Genomic DNA, 17,504 nt, shown 5'->3' with positions numbered 1-17,504 from the left:
GAAGGTTTCTTTCTCCTTTCTTAATATCTTTTTAAAAGAATCGAACTTAAGCACGCTTGTTGCATGAAAAAACAATGATCCTAATTTGGTCCTCACTTTAAAGTGCAGGACCTTTTTTACTTTGGCCTATCATTAAAATGGATTGTCACTTAAAATTCTAAATTTTCCTCCTATTGAATTTAGTTTTCTGGTAGGATATATGAATAGTCTCAAATACTTTATCACATAGTCGCATAGGAGGAAAAAAATTGAAACGTGCACGCAATTTTAACGCTGGGCCAGCCGCCCTTCCATTAGAAGTTTTACAAAGAGCCCAAAACGAATGGTTGAATATTGAGGATTCCGGTATGTCCGTCATGGAATTAAGCCATAGAAGTTCGGAATTCGAAAAAATTCATAACCATGCCATCCAATCATTAAAAGACCTTATGGGAATTCCTGAGAATTATGAAGTTCTCCTGCTGCAAGGAGGAGCAAGTCTGCAATTCTCCATGATTCCCATGAACATTTTGAATGATGGAAAAAGGGCAGATTATGTCCTCACTGGTTCTTGGTCGGAAAAAGCATTAAAAGAAGCCAAAAAGGTTGGTGAAACGGCCGTAGTCGCTTCATCCAAAGATGAAAAATATACGTTCATCCCTAAAGTCGAAGATATCAAATTGAATGATGATGCTGCATATCTTCATATCACAAGCAATAATACGATTTACGGAACACAGTGGAAAGATTTCCCGGAAACAGGCAACATTCCTTTAGTAGCCGATATGTCAAGTGATATTCTCAGCAAAAAGATTGATATTAGTAAATTCGGCATCATCTATGCAGGTGCACAAAAGAATCTAGGTCCGTCTGGAATCACTGTCGTAATCATCCGTAAAGACTTAATAACGGATAATGACAAAATCCCGTCCATGATGAACTATTCCATCCATTCAAAAAATAAATCTTTATACAACACTCCTCCGACATTGGCCATTTACTTATTGTCCCTTGTGTTGGATTGGGCAAAAGAACAGGGCGGCGTGGAAAAGATTGCTGAGATCAATGAAGAAAAAGCAAAAGTCATTTACGATGCCATTGACGGCAGTGATGGTTTTTATAAAGGCCATGCCCTACCGGACAGCCGTTCATTGATGAATGTAACGTTCACGCTTCCGTCAGAAGAAGCTGAAGCACAATTCCTTAAAGAAGTGAAGCAAGCTGGATTCGTAGGACTGAATGGTCACCGTTCCATCGGTGGCTGCAGAGCTTCCATCTATAATGCGGTCCCTCTATCCCATTGCCAGGACCTTGCTGATTTCATGAAGAAGTTCCAGGAGTCGTATAAAGCGAAGGAAGCTCAAACCCTATAAATCAAACAAATATGACTTCTTAAAAAATAGGTCTTATGATATACTATGTTAAACTTCTTGCAACAGGCAATAGTGCATTGTTGAAGAAAAAATGTTAGTTGAGATGAGAATAGGAGAGATGAGTAAATGAAAACGAAAACCCTTGTGTCACTGTCCCTATTAATCGGGATTGGGGCTGCCCTGCATTTTATCGTACCTGGATTCTTCCTTGGAATGAAACCGGATATGATGCTGTTGATGATGTTTTTGGCGATTACCCTGTTTCCCGCGAAGAAGAATGTATTCATTGTCGCCCTGGCTGCTGGAGCCATCTCTGCCATGACAACTACATTTCCTGGAGGACAGATTCCAAATATCATAGACAAATTGGCAACAGCCTTTCTGTTTTACCTTTTATTCATCAGTCTTAAGAAGTTTTCAACATCCGTTGTCACCGTTAGTATCTTGACTGCCGTAGGAACAATGATTTCCGGCGCTGTCTTCCTTGGTTCGGCTTATTATATCGTATCCCTTCCAGGGCCTTTCGTTGCACTTTTCGGCGCTGTTGTACTTCCTGCCGTACTGTTAAATACAGTTGCGATGGTCATCATTTATCCAATTGTGAACGGCATCGTTAGAAAATCAAATATACCCATTAATGCATAAAGCGGGATCATCATACCTTAAAAAGCACCGGAATGTCCGGTGCTTTTTTTCCAATCTTATGAATCTGGAATTCTAGTCACAATCATCCTCCAATGATCAATGAATCAATATCCACATAAACCAAATGAAAAGCAGTAAAGCCCCAGGGAGACCCATTGCGAAGGCTCTAGCCTGGAGCACCCTCTTGGGCGGATAGATGCCAGGAGTTTTTGCTTGCCTTAGAAAATACCCCATTCCGCACAGGCATATCAGGCCTAATAAAAAAATGATTTTCATTATTAACCCACCAGTGCCATCCATGTTCCGACAGCTTGTTTTTATTATCTATATGCTGCTCTTCCCTTTATATGTAGCATTATTAATAAAGCTTCAAGTTATTTTTAAATATTATATATTTACTCTCTAAGTTTAAAAAAATATTTTTGTGATATAAAGATAAAATGGTCGATTCTCTTCCATAAGGATGAAAATTATGGTATTTTGATATCAATAGTATTTCTCTCCCTATTTATCATAATTTCCAATTGATGCAGCAGGGATTCAGACCATGGAAAGCGAAAACATATTATAAAATGAGGTGATCCTAATGAAAGCAAAATCATTACTAATTGGCTTTTTGACCGGAACAGTAGTAGCTGGTGCGGCAACCTTACTTTCAACACCGAGTTCAGGTAAAGACCTACGGACCCGCATCAAAACGAATACCGACGAAATTAAGAATACAATTGATGAGTTAAAGGTAAAAATGCTAAATATTAAAGATGACACGATGGAAGCTTCACAAATCAGCAAAGAAACGGTAAAAACGTTCATTTCGGATGTTCAGGTGGTCATCGAGAGCTGGAAGCGGGAAATCGAGCCCAATAAGAATGAATTATTGAAGAACGTTCAGGAAATTGAAAATTCATTGAAAGAATTGGAAGCGGCAGCACCTACTTCTAAAAATTAATAGCTGGCATCGACACACAAGCTTGATTCTCCATTTTTCCCAATAAATTACATGGTTTATTGGAGAAGAATGGAGAATTCATTAAAAAAACTAAAATTTTCTAAAAATTTTGCAAATATTTATCTTTATTAATTTTTATTTTATTGTCATAATAAATATATAGAATCTTATAAGTAGGTGAGCCCATAATATGCAGAATAAAAATTATTCTATGAAAGAAGCAATGATTTTTAGTCAACGAATTGCACAATTAAGCAAAGCATTATGGAAATCAATTGAAAAAGATTGGCAGCAATGGATCAAGCCCTATGATTTAAATATCAATGAGCACCATATCCTTTGGATTGCCTACCATCTTAATGGCTCTTCCATTTCAGATGTTGCAAAATTTGGGGTCATGCATGTTTCTACGGCATTTAATTTTTCAAAAAAATTAGAGGAACGCGGGTACTTAACATTTTCAAAAAAAGAAAATGACAAAAGGAATACCTATATAGAGATCACAGCGGAAGGTGAAAAAATCCTACTTGACTTAATGGAGACATATGACCCAAGTAAGAACTCTGCTTTCTCGGGTGCACTCCCACTGCGTGAGCTTTATGGCAAGTTTCCGGATATGATTGAAATGATGGCCATCATCCGAAATATATACGGTGAAGACTTCATGCAAATCTTTGAACGATCCTTCGATAACATCGATCAGGAGTTTACTGACGTGGAGGGTAAAATCACAAAAAAAAAGATAGAGAAAGAAACTGAGCCAGTTTAATCTCATACTCTATCCATTTCCTTCATGAATGATACATATAACCCCTGTGCGAGGCATGCATCAATGCATTCCTTTGTGGTTATTTTTGGATTAACCTTTCTTTCAAATTGATTAAAAAGCGGTCGAAAGTTCATATACCCTTCCGCTTTTTCTATTTCATAGCGTTTGCTCAAGATATCACATGTTTCCAATAATTCTTCCGCTTCCTTCTTCGTGAAATTTTTTTCCACAAATAGATAGTCCAACTTGGCCTCCGGATTGCGTATAAGGTTCAACAAAAGCCGTTGATGAAAACGGAGTATTTCTATTTCTTCATTTATATTTTTCATACATCACTAATCCCCAATCGATCATTCAATTTAACATAAAAGCTTATAACCAATTTTTGATTTTTCACACTCAGTAATCCTTCTTATCCCTGGTTCAGAACCTGGCATGAATTGCCCTTAGCCATGCTTACACACTAAAGTGATTTTATCTTAAATTTAATCCAAGAATTTCATTGCTTTTTCCACCCATTCATCGTAATGTATGTAAGTAAATTCAACAGCTTTGGAGGGCTGATTTCGAAATGAATTCGTGGAAAACAATTGACGTGGCAAAACAATATGGGAATTGCCGTCTGCTCTTTTTTTCAGTTTTTACTATATTGATGTCTTTTGTTCTGATCTATACATTATTTAGTGTCTTTTCAACCCATGTTATTTTGTATGGCGATCAAACAATGGTATTTTTTAGCCTATTGCTCTTATTATATCCTGTTCACAAACTATTACACTATTTACCGTTACGATTATTATGTAAAAAAGTAAAAACTTCTTGGTCCTTGAAGTGGAACGTTGTGCTTACATGCAGAGTCAATGTGCATGATCCGATTCGAAAGCATCTTTATCTCTTGACCCTTGTGTTGCCTTTCTTCATTATGTCGGTCATATTGATTGGTTGTGCCCTTAGCTTTCCGCATTACATCCATTATTTCACTATTTTATTATCTCTGCACACCGGATTATGCGTATCGGATTTTATTTATATAAAAAATCTGGTTGGTTCCCCAAGGCATTCTTTTATCGAGGAACATCTCGAAGGATACGATATACTTATTCAAAAGTGATTTCTTATTTATCCATAAAGATACCTGATAAGATTTTTAGGTATCTTTTTTCATTATAATTTGGTATCGTATTTATACATGATGTTTTGCAAGGAGGGATTTTAGGTTTTGATCTCGTTCTGGTTTATTATTTTTGCTATTTTGATCCTTTATAATATTAATAGAATGACAAACTCTTTATGCATTCAAAAGGAAATTGCTGAAGACCGGCAGCCTAAAGTATTCAGGACCATTAATGTATTAATTACTATTATGTTATTATCCTCCTATATTGAAATTTTGTATACGTAGAGATGAGCAACAAATGATGACCATCATTTGTTACATACATTGGTGATACCCGGAGCATTATCCACATAAAGAAAAAGGGCGAAGCAACAGCTTCGCCTTTTGTTTATGGGCGCTTATAACCAAGAAGCTCCAATGATGATTAACAGGATGAAAAGAACGACAATTAGAGCAAAGCCTCCACCTATTCCTCCAGACATTGATCTTCCTCCTTTCCATTCTTAAGTAATAGTATCTTCATGCACACTCTTATATCCGCCAAAAGGAATCCATTCCTTTCCTAGCTTGAGAATCACTTCAATCTTTTTTGTTGAGCGGCTACCCTATCCTATTCAACTCCATGGCAAAAGGAGTGGGCTCTTTCCATTATTAATTTTGCAGCCGATTAGCAAAAGGCTGCTCCTACAATTATTAATAAAATGAATAACACCACTAACAAAGCGAAGCCCCCGTTAAATCCATTACCCATTATGCTACCCCCTTTTGTTGTCCTCGATTTATCATATGTAATGGATTAATATCTGGGTAGGCGAACACCCATTTTTCAAAAAATTCTTATTCATGCACCAATATATTATTTTTTGTAAAGTAACCAGAATATGTTATAGTTAATTTTGTGGAAATACGAAAAAATAGCAAACAAGAAACTTATAACTAGGAGTTGTTTTTATGAAGAAGTGGGCATTATCGATTGCTGTTACTGCAGGGCTGATCGGACTTACAGCATGCAACAGCGACAAGGAAGCAGTCGTTGAAACTAAAGCGGGGGATATAACTAAAGAAGAATTTTACAATGTAATGAAAGACCGTTATGGTGAAACCGTTCTTCAAGAACTTGTTTATGAAAAAGTTCTTTCTGAAAAATATACAGTAACGGATAAAGAAGTTAAAGCTAAAACGGACGAACTTAAAGAGCAAATGGGTGAAAACTTCGAAACGGCCCTTGCCTCTTCCGGATATAAGAGCGAAGATGATCTTAAACGTGCACTTAAAATCGGCATGCTTCAAGAAAAAGCAGCCGTTGCCGATATAAAAGTTAAAGAAGCTGATGTGAAAAAAGCTTATGAAGACTATAAACCGCAAATCAAAGCGAGACATATTCTAGTGGAAGACCAAAAAACAGCCAACGAAGTTAAAGCTAAATTGGACAAAGGCGAAGACTTCGCTAAACTTGCAAAAGAATATTCAACAGACACAGGCACAGCTGAAAAAGGCGGGGAGCTAGGCTGGTTCGGACAAGGTGAAATGGTTCCTGCATTTGAAGAGCAAGCTTACAAAATGAAGAAAGATGAAATCAGCAAGCCGATTAAATCCGATTATGGCTACCACATCATCCAACTTCTTGATACAAAAGAAAAAGAATCATACGAAGATATGAAAAAAGATCTTGAATATGATTTGAAAGTCGCTCAAATTGACCAAACTAAAGTTCAGGACATTTTGAATTCAGAAGTCAAAAAAGCGGACGTGAAGATTAAAGACGAAGATCTAAAAGATGCAATCACTTCCGGTGACGCAGCCAATGCTGAAAAATAATTGAATAGTAAAAAGCGACAGGACTTTGCCTGTCGCTTTTTTATCATGGTTCGAGCTATGCTCCCTGATTTATATCCTTTTTACGCCTCTCGCGCTCTTCTTCCATGCGTTCAATGTACTTCTGACCTTCCTTCTCAATCCAAGCATCATCTATGAGGCGTTCCTGCCTAGCTGTCCAAATTGACATGACTGCACTGACGATTATCCCAATAAACACGAACCAGATCCAAATTGGCATGTCCATTCCCTCCCCAAAAATCTACTATTCATTTACTAGAGAATATGCGCGAACAAATAAAATATGCTTCTTTCTCCATCGAGAAAGAAGCATATTTCATTAAAATGTTGGTTTATAGAATGAACGATTATCGAGTGCGAAAACTCTTTCCGTAAATTCACCCGGTTTCACTTTTTCCAAGGCCCGGTCCATCATATTTATCTTGGCATCCATATTATCAATATAATGCAGCACTTCCGCTTCCCTAACCATTGGCGGCTTGGGACTGCCCCACTCAGCTTTACCATGGTGGCTTAGTATCAGGTGCTTAAGAATCATGATTTCTTCCGCTTCAATGCCCAATTCCTCTGCAGCTTTACCGACTTCATTCACCATGATGGTGATGTGCCCCAACAAGTTCCCTTCCACTGTATAAACAGTCGAAACAGGTCCAGATAGCTCATGTACCTTTCCAAGGTCATGCAGAATGACTCCTGCATACAAAAGATCCTTATTGAGCGAAGGATATAGGGTTGAAATGGCCTTAGCCAACCCTAGCATCGATACAACGTGATAGGCCAGTCCCGACATATACTCATGATGGTTCTTGGTAGCAGCAGGAAACGTCAGGAATTCATTCTGATATTTTTTAATGAGGTGCCTAGTCACCCTTTGGATATTCGGATTCCTCATTTCAAAAATGAATTGAGTGATGGTTTCCATCATTTCTTCCTGACTTAAAGGCGCCGTTTGAATTAAATCGGCTTTCGTGACCCCATCAGTATCTGAAGTAATTCTAATGTTACGGATTTTCAATTGGCTGCGTCCTCGATAATTCTGGACTTCCCCTTGAACTTTCACCGTAGCTTCCGCACTGTATGTTTTCTCATCAACCTCGGAAACATCCCATAGCTTTGCCTCGATCTCCCCGGTTTTATCGCACAAAATCAATGTTAAAAACGGCTTTCCATTACTTGCCACCGCTTTTGTGCTCGTTTTAATGTACATATATATGTCTACTACTTCACCAATTCCGTAGTGTATGATCCCATTTCCCATGCGACTGCCTCCGTTCAATTAAATATCAACATTATAACATACCAATCTCGTTAATGCGTTTAGTTTTCGATAATAAGTGATGGACAATGGACAGGCTGACCTTCCCTCTTATCACTCCACAAAAAAACCAGGCTTGACCCCAAGCCTGGCTCTCCAATCAAATCTATTTCAACAGTTTTTGTTCGGACAATACGCGCACTTGTCCTGGCCGTCAATTCGGTAATATAAACAGCATGTCACCCGTTTATAAGGATTCATGGACTCCGGAACACTTTTTTCCCCAATGAATCGTTTAAAGGGGGAACGCGGTTCAATATTCAGCCATACTTCATCTTCAAGCAGTTTTTCAATGTCCTTTTCAACTCGCGTCTTTATATCAGTCTGCTTCAATAACTCACTATACATCCATACCGTATAGCTCCAAATATTTTCCCAGAGTACTAGTTTTGATATTTTAGCAGTTCCGGAAAAGAAGCGAATGGCATCAGCACCAAAGCTGCTCAATATGGAATGGAGGGCAGAAGGGCTTTCCTTTTCCGAGACATTGCTCCAACTGTTAGTTTTCAGTAAAAAGTTCGGGAGCCAATGTTCATCTTCCTGATCATCCAAAACACCAATATCCAGAAGTCTGCCTTCCCAGATAAGCCGATGTTTGCTTAACATGTAAAATTGTGCCGTGACAAAAAAAGCATAGCGTCTGAACCACATTGAAATGGCTACCCCTGACGCTTCCGCCCCAGTCCGGGCTTGTGCATACTGAATAAGTTCATCTGCATGATTGAAGGTCTTGGAAACTTTGGCCTCATCTCGGAAGGATATGCGATATCCTTGCAGCTCTTTTTCCATGGATGGTGTGAGTTTATGCATTGGCCAGCGCTTTTACCTGACTTTGGGCGTAGCGGCCTTTACCAAACGGGACGCACATGGGACTGCCGAAAATTGGATCAAAGGATATTTGGCAGTCCATGCTGAATACATGCTGTACCAATTCAGGGGTGATGATATCCTCTGGCCGGCCTTGAGCGTGTATCGCCCCATCTTTAAGTGCCACCAGATTATCCGCATAACGGCAAGCTAAATTCAAATCATGAAGCACCATCACGATCGTTCTGTTCTCAAACTCATTCAAGTCGAACAATAAGTCCAAAATCTCGATTTGATGGGTCATATCAAGATATGTAGTCGGCTCATCCAATAATATGATGTCCGTATCCTGAGCCAGCGTCATGGCTATCCATGCCCGTTGCTTCTGGCCTCCCGATAATTCATCGACTGCCTGATCCTTTAAATCGGTCAGGTTCGTTGCTTCGATCGCCTTTTGAACTTTTTCTTCATCCACGGAACTCCACTGTTTCAACCAACTTTGATAAGGATATCTTCCTTGTTTAACAAGCTGATATACTGTAAGCCCTTCAGGGGCAACCGGGGATTGTGGAAGAATCGCCATCTTTCTTGCTACATCCTTCGATGACATGGTCGAAATCGCTTTGCCTTCGAGCAAAACTGATCCGGATTGAGGTTTTAACAATCGGGCAACAGACCTTAGAAGTGTTGATTTTCCACATCCATTAGCACCGATGAATACGGTGATTTCCCCTTTGGGTATTTCTATATTCATATCATTTATAATTAATTTATCACCATAACCGAGCGATAAAGACTGTGTGTTAATAGCTGGTCGCATTAAAATACTCCCCTTTTAGTCTAATAATACCAGTTTAATGAAAATGATTCTCACTGTCAATCTTAAAAAAGAATATAAACCAAAAACTCCATGTCCCATTCCTGTTTGATTCATTAAAGTGAATGCTCTTTTAAAGATATGAAGCTTCCTTTGGAAACATTAATGCCATTTTCCCATACCATGCATGCAGCTTCCCGATTCATCAGTGCGTGCTTCTCCGCTGGACTAGCCTCTTCTCCATTTAGGGAAAAAAAAAGCCCTCCATATGGAGAGCTTTTTAACCTACCAGCAGGCGTTTTGTACAATGTGCCAAGGATTCATCCCTAATGAAGGTAAATAAATCCTGATCGATAAAAGGAATTAATCCTTCTGCAATATTCCATGCATTGACCTCTATTTGATAAAGGATTTCTGATTTTCCTGTACTGTGTAGCTCCTCACTAAGCACAGCGAGATCAGGGTCTGATGCGTGGCCCATCTCATGTGTAAGGATCACCCATGTATATTCCTCAAGCCTTGCAAGCGAGCCTAGGGAGCGCTCACACTGAATTTCGATATCTCTCTCATATAAAGTGATGCTATGTCCTTTGGCGGAATATTTTCCCCCAACACACCGTTTACCAGGAAACTCCTTTTCGATGATTAACTTCAAAGAAGAATCATGGTGGCTTACAAACTCATTCATATTCAATGACTTCACTCTCTTTATCTATAGTTTAAAACCCATTATATTTCAGGGATGATCAAATCATTCATATCCTGGCGCAATACGGGGCTGGATAGACGGATCACTTGATTTTCGCTAAAGTGCTCCATTATATATCGGTGACAAGTAAAAAATAAAATTTGCCGCTTTTCCGAAATTTTTTTCAATAACTCGAGCATCCGTTTTGTCCTTTCCGCATCAAAATTGACGAAACTATCATCAATGATGAGAGGGAATGAATCATTTTCAAAAGTATGGTCAGCAAGTGCAAGCCTTAGGGAAACATAAATTTGCTCTGCTGTCCCGCGACTGACCTCTTCAACCCTGAAACTCAAACCATCATTGCGCTGTACCCAAATTCCTTCACCCGACTGATCAAGTATGATCTTACGATAGCTCCCATTCGTTAAAAAGGAAAAGTGCCGCTCGGCATCAGCGATGACCTTAGGTAGGCGTTCCCTTTTATATCGGTCCAATGTTTTATTCAATAAGCTTTTGGCTATTGCCAATTTCGCCCATTCCTTCGCCTCTTCGTTAAAAGCAGCTTTTTCTTCATGAAAACGATGAAGTAAATCATCATAAATCCCTGAAACTTCAAGCTGTTTTATCTTATGCCTCGCATCCGCCTGCTTCTCTAATAAGTGGGATTTCACCTTTACAGAATCCTTCCGCTTCCGTTCCAAATTTTCAAATGTATAAGTATTGATCTCCTGTTTTAAGTAAGTTCGGATTTGATCAGGCAGCATTCTGGATTGCCCAATTTGAATGGCAATCAAATCAAGCTGTTTGTGTAAAGTGATTTTCTTTTCGGACAATGCGGCGTCATGCCTGAATTCTTCCTCGTCCTTGGCCTTCGCTAACTTAAAAAGCATTTCCATTTCTGCATCAAGATAGCCATTTTCCATCTTCAGCTGCTCGATTTCGTTCGTCAAACGACTTCGTTCCTGCATCCATTGCGTTAGTTGAACCGAGAATTCAACCGCTTTATTCAATTCCCGCTTCAATAGGCCAATCGCTTCCCGCCATGTGGATGGTTCAAAATCAAGGCTGTGTGCAAAATGAAATAAAGCCTTTGATTTACCCTCAAATTCTGCCTGCAGAAAATTATGCCTCTTGATTGATTCATATTTCCTATCAACGGCTTCCTTCCATTTCTCAAGAAGTTCAAATACAGATTCAAGATTGATTTCCATTCCGGAATAAGACAGACCCCAACCGCTTAAGATGCTCCTCAATTCTTTATCCAACCGGTCCCTTCTAGCTTCCCAATCGGCATACTCCTGAATGGTCGATTCAAACGCTTCCTCCCTTTCTTCATATTTGAAACTTTCACTTTCAAAACGCCTTTGGAGACGTTGGTCCATTTCAAGCAGCCGACCCATCGACTCTCCTTCACTCCCCCTATTGGTCTCACTCCCAATTGCTGCCCTTTTCCTTTTCATCTCATCCAATTGCCTGATATACCCGGACAATACATCAACACCTTTAAAAAGATACCTGGAAACCGCAAACAGAACAGCCACGGCTAGTAGTATCATCCCCAACAAAATCTGTTCACTGAAATAACTTCCAATAGCACCTAAACAAAGAAGTGCTATTAAACTGCCATTCATGATATGTGAACGTTTGCGATTATCCGCTTCCTTCTTCCTCTGTAATGCCAATTGCTTTTCAAGTTCAAGTATTTGTTCATCAAGTATAAGCGATTGTGCTGCTTCAAATTCGATGTTATTCTGCTTGTTGTATATGGACTCCAGCTCGATTCTTTTTTCATCTGGCATTAACTGGGCCTTTATCTCCTTCAAGCGGGCTTCTGTCGTTTCCAAACTTCCCTTTTGCAGTTCATATTTCTCATCAAGCTGCTTTTTATCTTTTTGGAGTTGATGCTTTTCCCTCTCAGCCCTTTTCACCTTTTCCTTCATGAATGTACTGATATCCAGTTTTCTTATTTCATCATCAGAAACATCCAAGAATAATTCCTGCTTCACCTTTTCGATATTCTTTTCTTCCAACAGCCTTTCGTGTTCCGCTTTTCTCATATCCAGCTCGAGCTTCTCCAGCAATGTTCCTTGATCGATTGCATGTTCAATTTGCTCTTTATGCTCCTTGATGAACGGATTGATTTCGATTTCCGTGAGTTTCCCCTCAAGTTTGTCCTTTTTCTCAGTCAATGCCGCAAGTTGGGCTTTCATGGGCATTCCAACTGCCTGTAGCTGTTCAAGTCTTTTTAAGCCATCAACAGGAAAACTCACATCCGGAATTTTACTTATTTCGGCCTCAAGTTCCCCCTGTTCTTCAACCAATGGTTTAATTCGCAAAAAAGTACTCACGTTAACAAGGTTTTCTTCTATCTCTTGAATATCTTCCGTGACTTTGTAGAGCTCCTCCTTAAGTTTTGCTTCCTCCTGAAGTAATGCCGTATACGACTGCTGTTCTTCTTCTGAAGCTTTCACCTTTTTCTGCAATTCCTTAAGTTCTTTCAATTTCACATTCAGTAAAGGTTTTTGGCCTGATGGCTTGAACCTCGAATCGAGCTCTTTTTGCAATTTCGTTTCGGCTTCAAGAAGTTTATCATTCCCGATCAGCCCAGCTGAAAGCAGATATTTACTCATGGTCCCTTCACTTAGTGTATGTAATCCCTGCAGCCCTTGAAGGTCGAAAGAAAAAATGGCTTGGTAATAGTTTTTATCAACTCCATGGAGAATCTCATTCAATTCTTCCTCACCGCCGACCCTTCCATCCTCGAAGGTCAATTTTACATCGCCAGTAGCTTTTCCCTTCACACGTTCAATAACGATTTCCCCATCTTTTTTTGTTATGAGACTGAGCCTTCCCCCATATTTGGCATGCATTTTGGGCTCGTAACGCGGTTCGTTTTGAACCTTTGTCGGAAAACCAAACAGCATACTATGAATGAAGGACATGATGGTTGACTTGCCCGATTCATTTTCCCCAAAGAAAATCTGCAGCTGTCCCAATTCAGGAAAACGCTGATTTTCCAGTTTGCCGTAACCATAAACATGGAGGTCTTTAATAATCAAATCCGTTCCTCCTCCCTACACTCATTTATTCGCATCAAAAACTTGCAATAGCCATCTTTCCGCTTCATCCACAAGTTCCCTCTGCTCCTTTGGCTCTATTGTATCAAGAAACCTTCTTGCACCCGGATGAATATAAAGCGGGGCCAGAGCAGCATCCGTATCATCAAATTCAGATGCAAGCATTGATACCTCAGCCATAAATGGCAATAATGTTTCATTTGACTTAGTCATCGGCATCGATTGGATGATTTTGATTTTATACACCCAGACAAACGATTCCCCCTGGTCCTCTTCCTGCAAGATCCGGGTCAATTCTTCAAGATATTCCCCGGAAGCCCCTGCTGCGTCACCTGCATCCAGCTTCAATTCCAAAAGAAAGCTTCTCCCATCGAAGCCCTTCCGTTCAATTACTTCCCTGCATTGCTTGAACAGGGCATCAAATCCACCATCCGCGGTTATTTCAATTGTTTCGCTTTCCCATATCACTTCAGAAGTTTCAATAAAGGAATGACGCTTCATGTCCCCGTCGAATTCGACGAGCAGGCACCCTTTAACGCCAGACTCCTTTCTGTTCCTGCCTTGAATATTTCCTGGGTATATCACTAGCGGATCTTCTGAAACTACCTGATGCTTATGAATATGGCCTAATGCCCAGTAATCGAAATCTTTGGCAGCTAGTTCCTTCAATGAAAAAGGGGCGTATGGGCTATGTTCGGAATTACCTTCCAAATTCCCATGAAGCAGCCCTATATGATAATCGGCCCCTTCAGCTTTTATGTAGGTTTCGATCATTCTTTCCCTTACGTGACGGCGCGGATAACTGAACCCATAAAGGTGGACAGTCGTCCCATCGATTTTTTCAAACCGTTTCACTTCGGTTTGCCCTGAAAATATGTAGACATTATCCGGCAGCTCCACAGTAATCCATGAGCCGCTGAGATGATCATGGTTACCATGAATGATATAGGCAGGGATCTGATGCTGCTGGAGTTTTTCCATTTCAGTCCGAAAGCGGACCTGTGTCCGGAGACTCCGATTCTCCCCATCAAATAAATCCCCCGATAACACGATAAAGTCAACCTGAAGGAAAATTGCTTCATTAATGATGGTTTGAAAAGCTTTAAAAGGAGCTTCCCTTAATTCCTTTAATATAGATGACGGCATATCCTTCAACCCTGAAAAGGGACTATCCAGATGGAGATCCGCCGCATGAATGAACCTCACACCGCTCAATAGTGTCACCTCGATTTCTATCAACGTTTCACATTTAATTTTAACATGAACAGAACATACTTTCCCATACATTATTATTTTAATATGTCATCATGCAGTATGGGCAAATTCAACAGGAAAAAGACCGAATGGCGTGAACATTGTTTCATGCACGGCATTCGGTCTTTTTCATCATTCAAAAATATCCATACTTAAATAGCGTTCACCATTATCCGGTGCAATGCATAATACTCGTTTTCCACTTCCAAGACGACGGGCTTCCTGCAGGGCAGTCCAGACAGAGGCACCTCCTGAAGGTCCAATCAATATACCTTCCTTCGAAGCCAGATCCTTCATGGTGGATATCGCATCTTCATCAGCCGCTTGAACGATTTCATCAAATACCTCTGTATTTAAGATGCTGGGGATAAATCCAGGGCTCGTACCCACTAACTTATGAGGACCAGGCTTTCCGCCCGAAAGAACTGGGGAACCCTTAGGTTCGACAACTACAACCCTTAAATCCGGCAGATGTTCTTTTAAGGCTTCACCTGTACCGGTTATCGTTCCTCCCGTTCCAGCAGTAGCGACAAACACATCCAGTTTACCATCCATCTGATCCAAAATCTCGACTGCTGTCGTCACTCTGTGAATATCAGGATTGGCTTGGTTTTCGAATTGCTGCGGAATAAAGCTATTAGGAATTTCTGCGGCTAGTTCCTCAGCTTTACGGATGGCTCCCGGCATCCGCTCTGATGCAGGGGTGAGGACAACTTCCGCTCCGTATGCCTTTAAGATATTGATTCTTTCTTTCGACATATTATCCGGCATGACCATAATCGCCCGATACCCCTTTGCCGCGGCATTCATAGCAAGCCCAATACCTGTATTACCTGATGTTGGTTCTATGATCGTGGCCCCGGATTGAATGATGCCGTCCAGTTCAGCCTGCCTAATTAAGTTGAAGGCAGCCCGATCCTTTACACTGCGGCTCGGATTGAAATATTCAAGTTTCACAAATACTTCAGCATCACCCTCCGCCGTTAAATGATTAATCCTTACAACAGGTGTATCTCCTATCAATTCAGTGATATTATTAACGATTTTTACCGTCATTCAAAAAATCCCCCTTCGATCCATACACTTCCTAGATGCACTTTTACTCAGGTTCATTATATCATTTATGATTTTTCATTTTAAAGAGAGAATTCCTCTAGTATAAATAGGTTTTGTTTTGAAGTTAGTTCGGTATAGTTATTTTCCATCGTTTTTCAAGATATTCAGCTACATATCAATATTCCCTATCTTAATACATTTCCCTCACATAACAATAGTCAAAATTGACAGATAATGATAAAATTTTGATAACAGTTACTAAGACAATAACATTTTTGATAAGGGAGTTTTTGAAATGAGCAGAATATACAAATTAACCGTTTTTGAACCGTCAGGGGAAAAACTATTGGATGAATCATTTACAGCCGAGAATGATGAACAAGCTAAAGAATTGGGACAAGATCTGTTGAAGGAAAAAAACTATCAGGATCGAACACATCGCTGTACATCACCGTCAGGCGCTTTATTGCTTTTTCATCGCTGATCGAAAATGGAAGCGCAATCACTAAAACATGATCAGGTTTCAGACACATTCCTTATATAAAAAAGGCCGTCACAATAACGTGACGGCCTTTTTCATTCATTTTCCGATGAAGTTCGGTTTCCTTTTTTCCACGAATGCTTTTATTCCCTCTTGATGGTCCGCTGTTTGGCGCATTTTCATCTGGGCAGCTTTTTCAATCTCAAGGATCTTAATCAATAGCGGGCGATTTTTTTCACTAAGAATTTTTTTCGTTTTAATCATGGCCTGAACCGGGCTTTGCAGCCATGATTGCACTTTCTTCTCTACCGCATGTTCCAAGGTTCCGTCAGCCACTTCATGAATGAGGCCCTTTTCTTTTGCTTCAAGCGCAGTAAGCACTTTACCTTCCCAGATTAGTTCTTTTGCACCCACTTCTCCAAGACGGCGTTCAAGGAAGAAGTGTCCCCCGCCATCGGGGATTAATCCAATCCCGATAAAATTCATCGCAACCTTACTTTCCGAATCGGCAATAAGATGATCGGTTGCAAGAGCTATACTTAACCCAAGCCCTGCAGCTGCGCCATGAATGGCACTGATGGTCAATTTAGGCATGAAGTATAGAGTGGTCACCAATTCACTGATTCCATCCATCAGTTCATCGAAAGCGTTTTCTTTTCCAGGCGATAGCATCATCTTAATGTCACCACCTGCGGAAAATGCTTTCCCATTCCCTTTTAAAATGACGACATCCACATCATCATTCTCACTTACTTCCTTCAGGGCATGAATAAATTCATGCAGCATTTTCGGATTTAAAGCATTCATGGCCTCTGGACGGTTCATTGCAACAGTGGCCGTCCTGTCCGAATATGTGACTAAAACAGTGCCTGCAGGTGATGTCGATTCAATACTCAATTTATTTCCTCCTCTTTCGTTCTATGACTCTATTATATATTCCTCACCATTATCAGAATAGGGGGAAAAGTTACAATTATACAGATCCAGCATTATTTATTGATATATTTATCCTGAAGCTGATCACGCAATGCCCTTTTCAAGAACTTCCCAACACCCGTTTTCGGAATTTCATCCAAAAAGACCACTTCATCCGGCAGCCACCATTTTGCAAACTGCGGCATTAAGAATTCGATGATGTCTTCCTGGGACACTAGCCCCTTATATGCGCCCTTCAAGACAACACAAGCGATCGGCCGTTCCTGCCATTTTTCGTGAGGCACTGCAATTACCGCCGCCTCAAAGATTCCTTCATGGGCCATTAATGCATTCTCTATATCTACGGAAGAAATCCACTCACCGCCGCTTTTTATCAAATCTTTCGTCCGGTCAACGATTTTG

21 protein-coding genes are annotated in these 17,504 nt (G+C 40.2%); 8 read left to right on the top strand and 13 right to left on the bottom strand.

Annotated features, from left to right (window positions below):
- Positions 1–248: 248 nt before the first annotated feature.
- From serC to ACQKMF_RS14350, 4 genes are all read left to right on the top strand, one after another.
- Positions 249–1,352, top strand: a complete 1,104-nt coding sequence (gene serC, locus ACQKMF_RS14365; RefSeq protein WP_427573789.1) for a 3-phosphoserine/phosphohydroxythreonine transaminase — start codon at positions 249–251, stop codon at positions 1,350–1,352.
- 126 nt (positions 1,353–1,478) lie between these two features.
- Complete coding sequence (locus tag ACQKMF_RS14360; RefSeq protein ID WP_076367276.1) at positions 1,479–1,997, top strand: tryptophan transporter; 519 nt, start codon at positions 1,479–1,481, stop codon at positions 1,995–1,997.
- 586 nt (positions 1,998–2,583) lie between these two features.
- On the top strand, positions 2,584–2,946 hold the full coding sequence (locus ACQKMF_RS14355; protein ID WP_101224181.1) for a YtxH domain-containing protein: 363 nt from the start codon (positions 2,584–2,586) through the stop codon (positions 2,944–2,946).
- Positions 2,947–3,136: 190 nt separating this feature from the next.
- Positions 3,137–3,715: an HTH-type transcriptional regulator Hpr gene (locus ACQKMF_RS14350; RefSeq protein WP_034314691.1), complete on the top strand. Its 579-nt coding sequence runs from the start codon at positions 3,137–3,139 to the stop codon at positions 3,713–3,715.
- 2 nt (positions 3,716–3,717) lie between these two features.
- Here the strand turns inward: ACQKMF_RS14350 and ACQKMF_RS14345 are convergent, their stop codons facing one another.
- The gene (locus ACQKMF_RS14345; RefSeq protein WP_101224182.1) at positions 3,718–4,044 is read right to left on the bottom strand and encodes a DUF1878 family protein; all 327 of its coding nucleotides are present in this window, start codon (positions 4,042–4,044) and stop codon (positions 3,718–3,720) included.
- A gap of 242 nt (positions 4,045–4,286) precedes the next feature.
- Here ACQKMF_RS14345 and ACQKMF_RS14340 point away from each other — a divergent pair, with 242 nt between their 5' ends.
- Positions 4,287–4,826: a DUF3267 domain-containing protein gene (locus ACQKMF_RS14340; RefSeq protein ID WP_101224183.1), complete on the top strand. Its 540-nt coding sequence runs from the start codon at positions 4,287–4,289 to the stop codon at positions 4,824–4,826.
- A gap of 108 nt (positions 4,827–4,934) precedes the next feature.
- On the top strand, positions 4,935–5,117 hold the full coding sequence (locus tag ACQKMF_RS14335; RefSeq protein ID WP_034314696.1) for a hypothetical protein: 183 nt from the start codon (positions 4,935–4,937) through the stop codon (positions 5,115–5,117).
- Between the two features lie 113 nt (positions 5,118–5,230).
- Here the strand turns inward: ACQKMF_RS14335 and ACQKMF_RS14330 are convergent, their stop codons facing one another.
- Complete coding sequence (locus tag ACQKMF_RS14330) at positions 5,231–5,314, bottom strand: YjcZ family sporulation protein (RefSeq protein ID WP_061462016.1); 84 nt, start codon at positions 5,312–5,314, stop codon at positions 5,231–5,233.
- Positions 5,315–5,499: 185 nt separating this feature from the next.
- The gene (locus ACQKMF_RS14325) at positions 5,500–5,583 is read right to left on the bottom strand and encodes a YjcZ family sporulation protein (protein ID WP_083450669.1); all 84 of its coding nucleotides are present in this window, start codon (positions 5,581–5,583) and stop codon (positions 5,500–5,502) included.
- Positions 5,584–5,783: 200 nt separating this feature from the next.
- Here ACQKMF_RS14325 and ACQKMF_RS14320 point away from each other — a divergent pair, with 200 nt between their 5' ends.
- Positions 5,784–6,650 (top strand): peptidylprolyl isomerase, encoded by an 867-nt coding sequence (locus ACQKMF_RS14320; RefSeq protein WP_101224184.1) that lies wholly within the window; start codon positions 5,784–5,786, stop codon positions 6,648–6,650.
- 55 nt (positions 6,651–6,705) lie between these two features.
- Here the strand turns inward: ACQKMF_RS14320 and ACQKMF_RS14315 are convergent, their stop codons facing one another.
- From ACQKMF_RS14315 to cysK, 8 genes are all read right to left on the bottom strand, one after another.
- Positions 6,706–6,888 carry a sporulation YhaL family protein gene (locus ACQKMF_RS14315; protein ID WP_053344914.1) on the bottom strand — a complete coding sequence of 61 codons (183 nt, stop codon included), beginning with the start codon at positions 6,886–6,888 and terminating at the stop codon, positions 6,706–6,708.
- Between the two features lie 99 nt (positions 6,889–6,987).
- Complete coding sequence (gene yhaM, locus ACQKMF_RS14310; RefSeq protein WP_101224185.1) at positions 6,988–7,926, bottom strand: 3'-5' exoribonuclease YhaM; 939 nt, start codon at positions 7,924–7,926, stop codon at positions 6,988–6,990.
- A 168-nt stretch (positions 7,927–8,094) separates the two neighbouring features.
- Positions 8,095–8,793 carry a (2Fe-2S)-binding protein gene (locus ACQKMF_RS14305; protein WP_427573785.1) on the bottom strand — a complete coding sequence of 233 codons (699 nt, stop codon included), beginning with the start codon at positions 8,791–8,793 and terminating at the stop codon, positions 8,095–8,097.
- A complete protein-coding gene (locus ACQKMF_RS14300; protein WP_101224188.1) occupies positions 8,786–9,610 on the bottom strand; it encodes an ABC transporter ATP-binding protein in 825 nt (274 codons plus the stop codon). Before ACQKMF_RS14300 ends, ACQKMF_RS14305 begins: the two co-directional genes overlap by 8 nt.
- A gap of 277 nt (positions 9,611–9,887) precedes the next feature.
- Positions 9,888–10,295, bottom strand: coding sequence for a hypothetical protein (locus ACQKMF_RS14295; RefSeq protein ID WP_230177338.1), 408 nt, complete (start codon positions 10,293–10,295; stop codon positions 9,888–9,890).
- Positions 10,296–10,336: 41 nt separating this feature from the next.
- Positions 10,337–13,357 (bottom strand): AAA family ATPase, encoded by a 3,021-nt coding sequence (locus ACQKMF_RS14290; RefSeq protein WP_427573782.1) that lies wholly within the window; start codon positions 13,355–13,357, stop codon positions 10,337–10,339.
- A gap of 21 nt (positions 13,358–13,378) precedes the next feature.
- On the bottom strand, positions 13,379–14,581 hold the full coding sequence (locus ACQKMF_RS14285; RefSeq protein ID WP_427574163.1) for a metallophosphoesterase family protein: 1,203 nt from the start codon (positions 14,579–14,581) through the stop codon (positions 13,379–13,381).
- A 180-nt stretch (positions 14,582–14,761) separates the two neighbouring features.
- Positions 14,762–15,685 carry a cysteine synthase A gene (gene cysK / locus ACQKMF_RS14280; protein ID WP_101224192.1) on the bottom strand — a complete coding sequence of 308 codons (924 nt, stop codon included), beginning with the start codon at positions 15,683–15,685 and terminating at the stop codon, positions 14,762–14,764.
- A gap of 295 nt (positions 15,686–15,980) precedes the next feature.
- Between cysK and ACQKMF_RS14275 the strand changes: the two genes are divergently transcribed.
- Positions 15,981–16,169 (top strand): YhzD family protein, encoded by a 189-nt coding sequence (locus ACQKMF_RS14275; RefSeq protein ID WP_101224193.1) that lies wholly within the window; start codon positions 15,981–15,983, stop codon positions 16,167–16,169.
- Between the two features lie 96 nt (positions 16,170–16,265).
- Here ACQKMF_RS14275 and ACQKMF_RS14270 read toward each other — a convergent pair whose 3' ends face one another.
- On the bottom strand, positions 16,266–17,063 hold the full coding sequence (locus ACQKMF_RS14270; RefSeq protein ID WP_427573779.1) for an enoyl-CoA hydratase: 798 nt from the start codon (positions 17,061–17,063) through the stop codon (positions 16,266–16,268).
- Positions 17,064–17,155: 92 nt separating this feature from the next.
- A partial coding sequence (locus ACQKMF_RS14265) for an AMP-binding enzyme (protein WP_427573777.1) occupies positions 17,156–17,504 on the bottom strand: 349 nt, incomplete at its 5' end.

Source organism: Peribacillus sp. NPDC101480, from assembly GCF_050277335.1.
Taxonomy (GTDB): domain Bacteria; phylum Bacillota; class Bacilli; order Bacillales; family DSM-1321; genus Peribacillus.
Note: the sequence above shows the minus strand (reverse complement) of the source record. Positions and strands in the feature narration are given on the sequence as shown.

Excerpts from the sequence above, each read along its gene's own strand:
- ACQKMF_RS14360 (WP_076367276.1), top strand. The coding sequence starts at position 1,479 with ATGAAAACGAAAACCCTTGTGTCACTGTCCCTATTAATCGGGATTGGG.
- ACQKMF_RS14355 (WP_101224181.1), top strand. The coding sequence starts at position 2,584 with ATGAAAGCAAAATCATTACTAATTGGCTTTTTGACCGGAACAGTAGTA.
- ACQKMF_RS14350 (WP_034314691.1), top strand. The coding sequence starts at position 3,137 with ATGCAGAATAAAAATTATTCTATGAAAGAAGCAATGATTTTTAGTCAA.
- ACQKMF_RS14345 (WP_101224182.1), bottom strand. The coding sequence starts at position 4,044 with ATGAAAAATATAAATGAAGAAATAGAAATACTCCGTTTTCATCAACGG.
- ACQKMF_RS14340 (WP_101224183.1), top strand. The coding sequence starts at position 4,287 with ATGAATTCGTGGAAAACAATTGACGTGGCAAAACAATATGGGAATTGC.
- ACQKMF_RS14330 (WP_061462016.1), bottom strand. The coding sequence starts at position 5,314 with ATGTCTGGAGGAATAGGTGGAGGCTTTGCTCTAATTGTCGTTCTTTTC.
- ACQKMF_RS14325 (WP_083450669.1), bottom strand. The coding sequence starts at position 5,583 with ATGGGTAATGGATTTAACGGGGGCTTCGCTTTGTTAGTGGTGTTATTC.
- ACQKMF_RS14320 (WP_101224184.1), top strand. The coding sequence starts at position 5,784 with ATGAAGAAGTGGGCATTATCGATTGCTGTTACTGCAGGGCTGATCGGA.
- ACQKMF_RS14315 (WP_053344914.1), bottom strand. The coding sequence starts at position 6,888 with ATGCCAATTTGGATCTGGTTCGTGTTTATTGGGATAATCGTCAGTGCA.
- yhaM (WP_101224185.1), bottom strand. The coding sequence starts at position 7,926 with ATGGGAAATGGGATCATACACTACGGAATTGGTGAAGTAGTAGACATA.
- ACQKMF_RS14305 (WP_427573785.1), bottom strand. The coding sequence starts at position 8,793 with ATGCATAAACTCACACCATCCATGGAAAAAGAGCTGCAAGGATATCGC.
- ACQKMF_RS14300 (WP_101224188.1), bottom strand. The coding sequence starts at position 9,610 with ATGCGACCAGCTATTAACACACAGTCTTTATCGCTCGGTTATGGTGAT.
- ACQKMF_RS14295 (WP_230177338.1), bottom strand. The coding sequence starts at position 10,295 with ATGAATGAGTTTGTAAGCCACCATGATTCTTCTTTGAAGTTAATCATC.
- cysK (WP_101224192.1), bottom strand. The coding sequence starts at position 15,685 with ATGACGGTAAAAATCGTTAATAATATCACTGAATTGATAGGAGATACA.
- ACQKMF_RS14275 (WP_101224193.1), top strand. The coding sequence starts at position 15,981 with ATGAGCAGAATATACAAATTAACCGTTTTTGAACCGTCAGGGGAAAAA.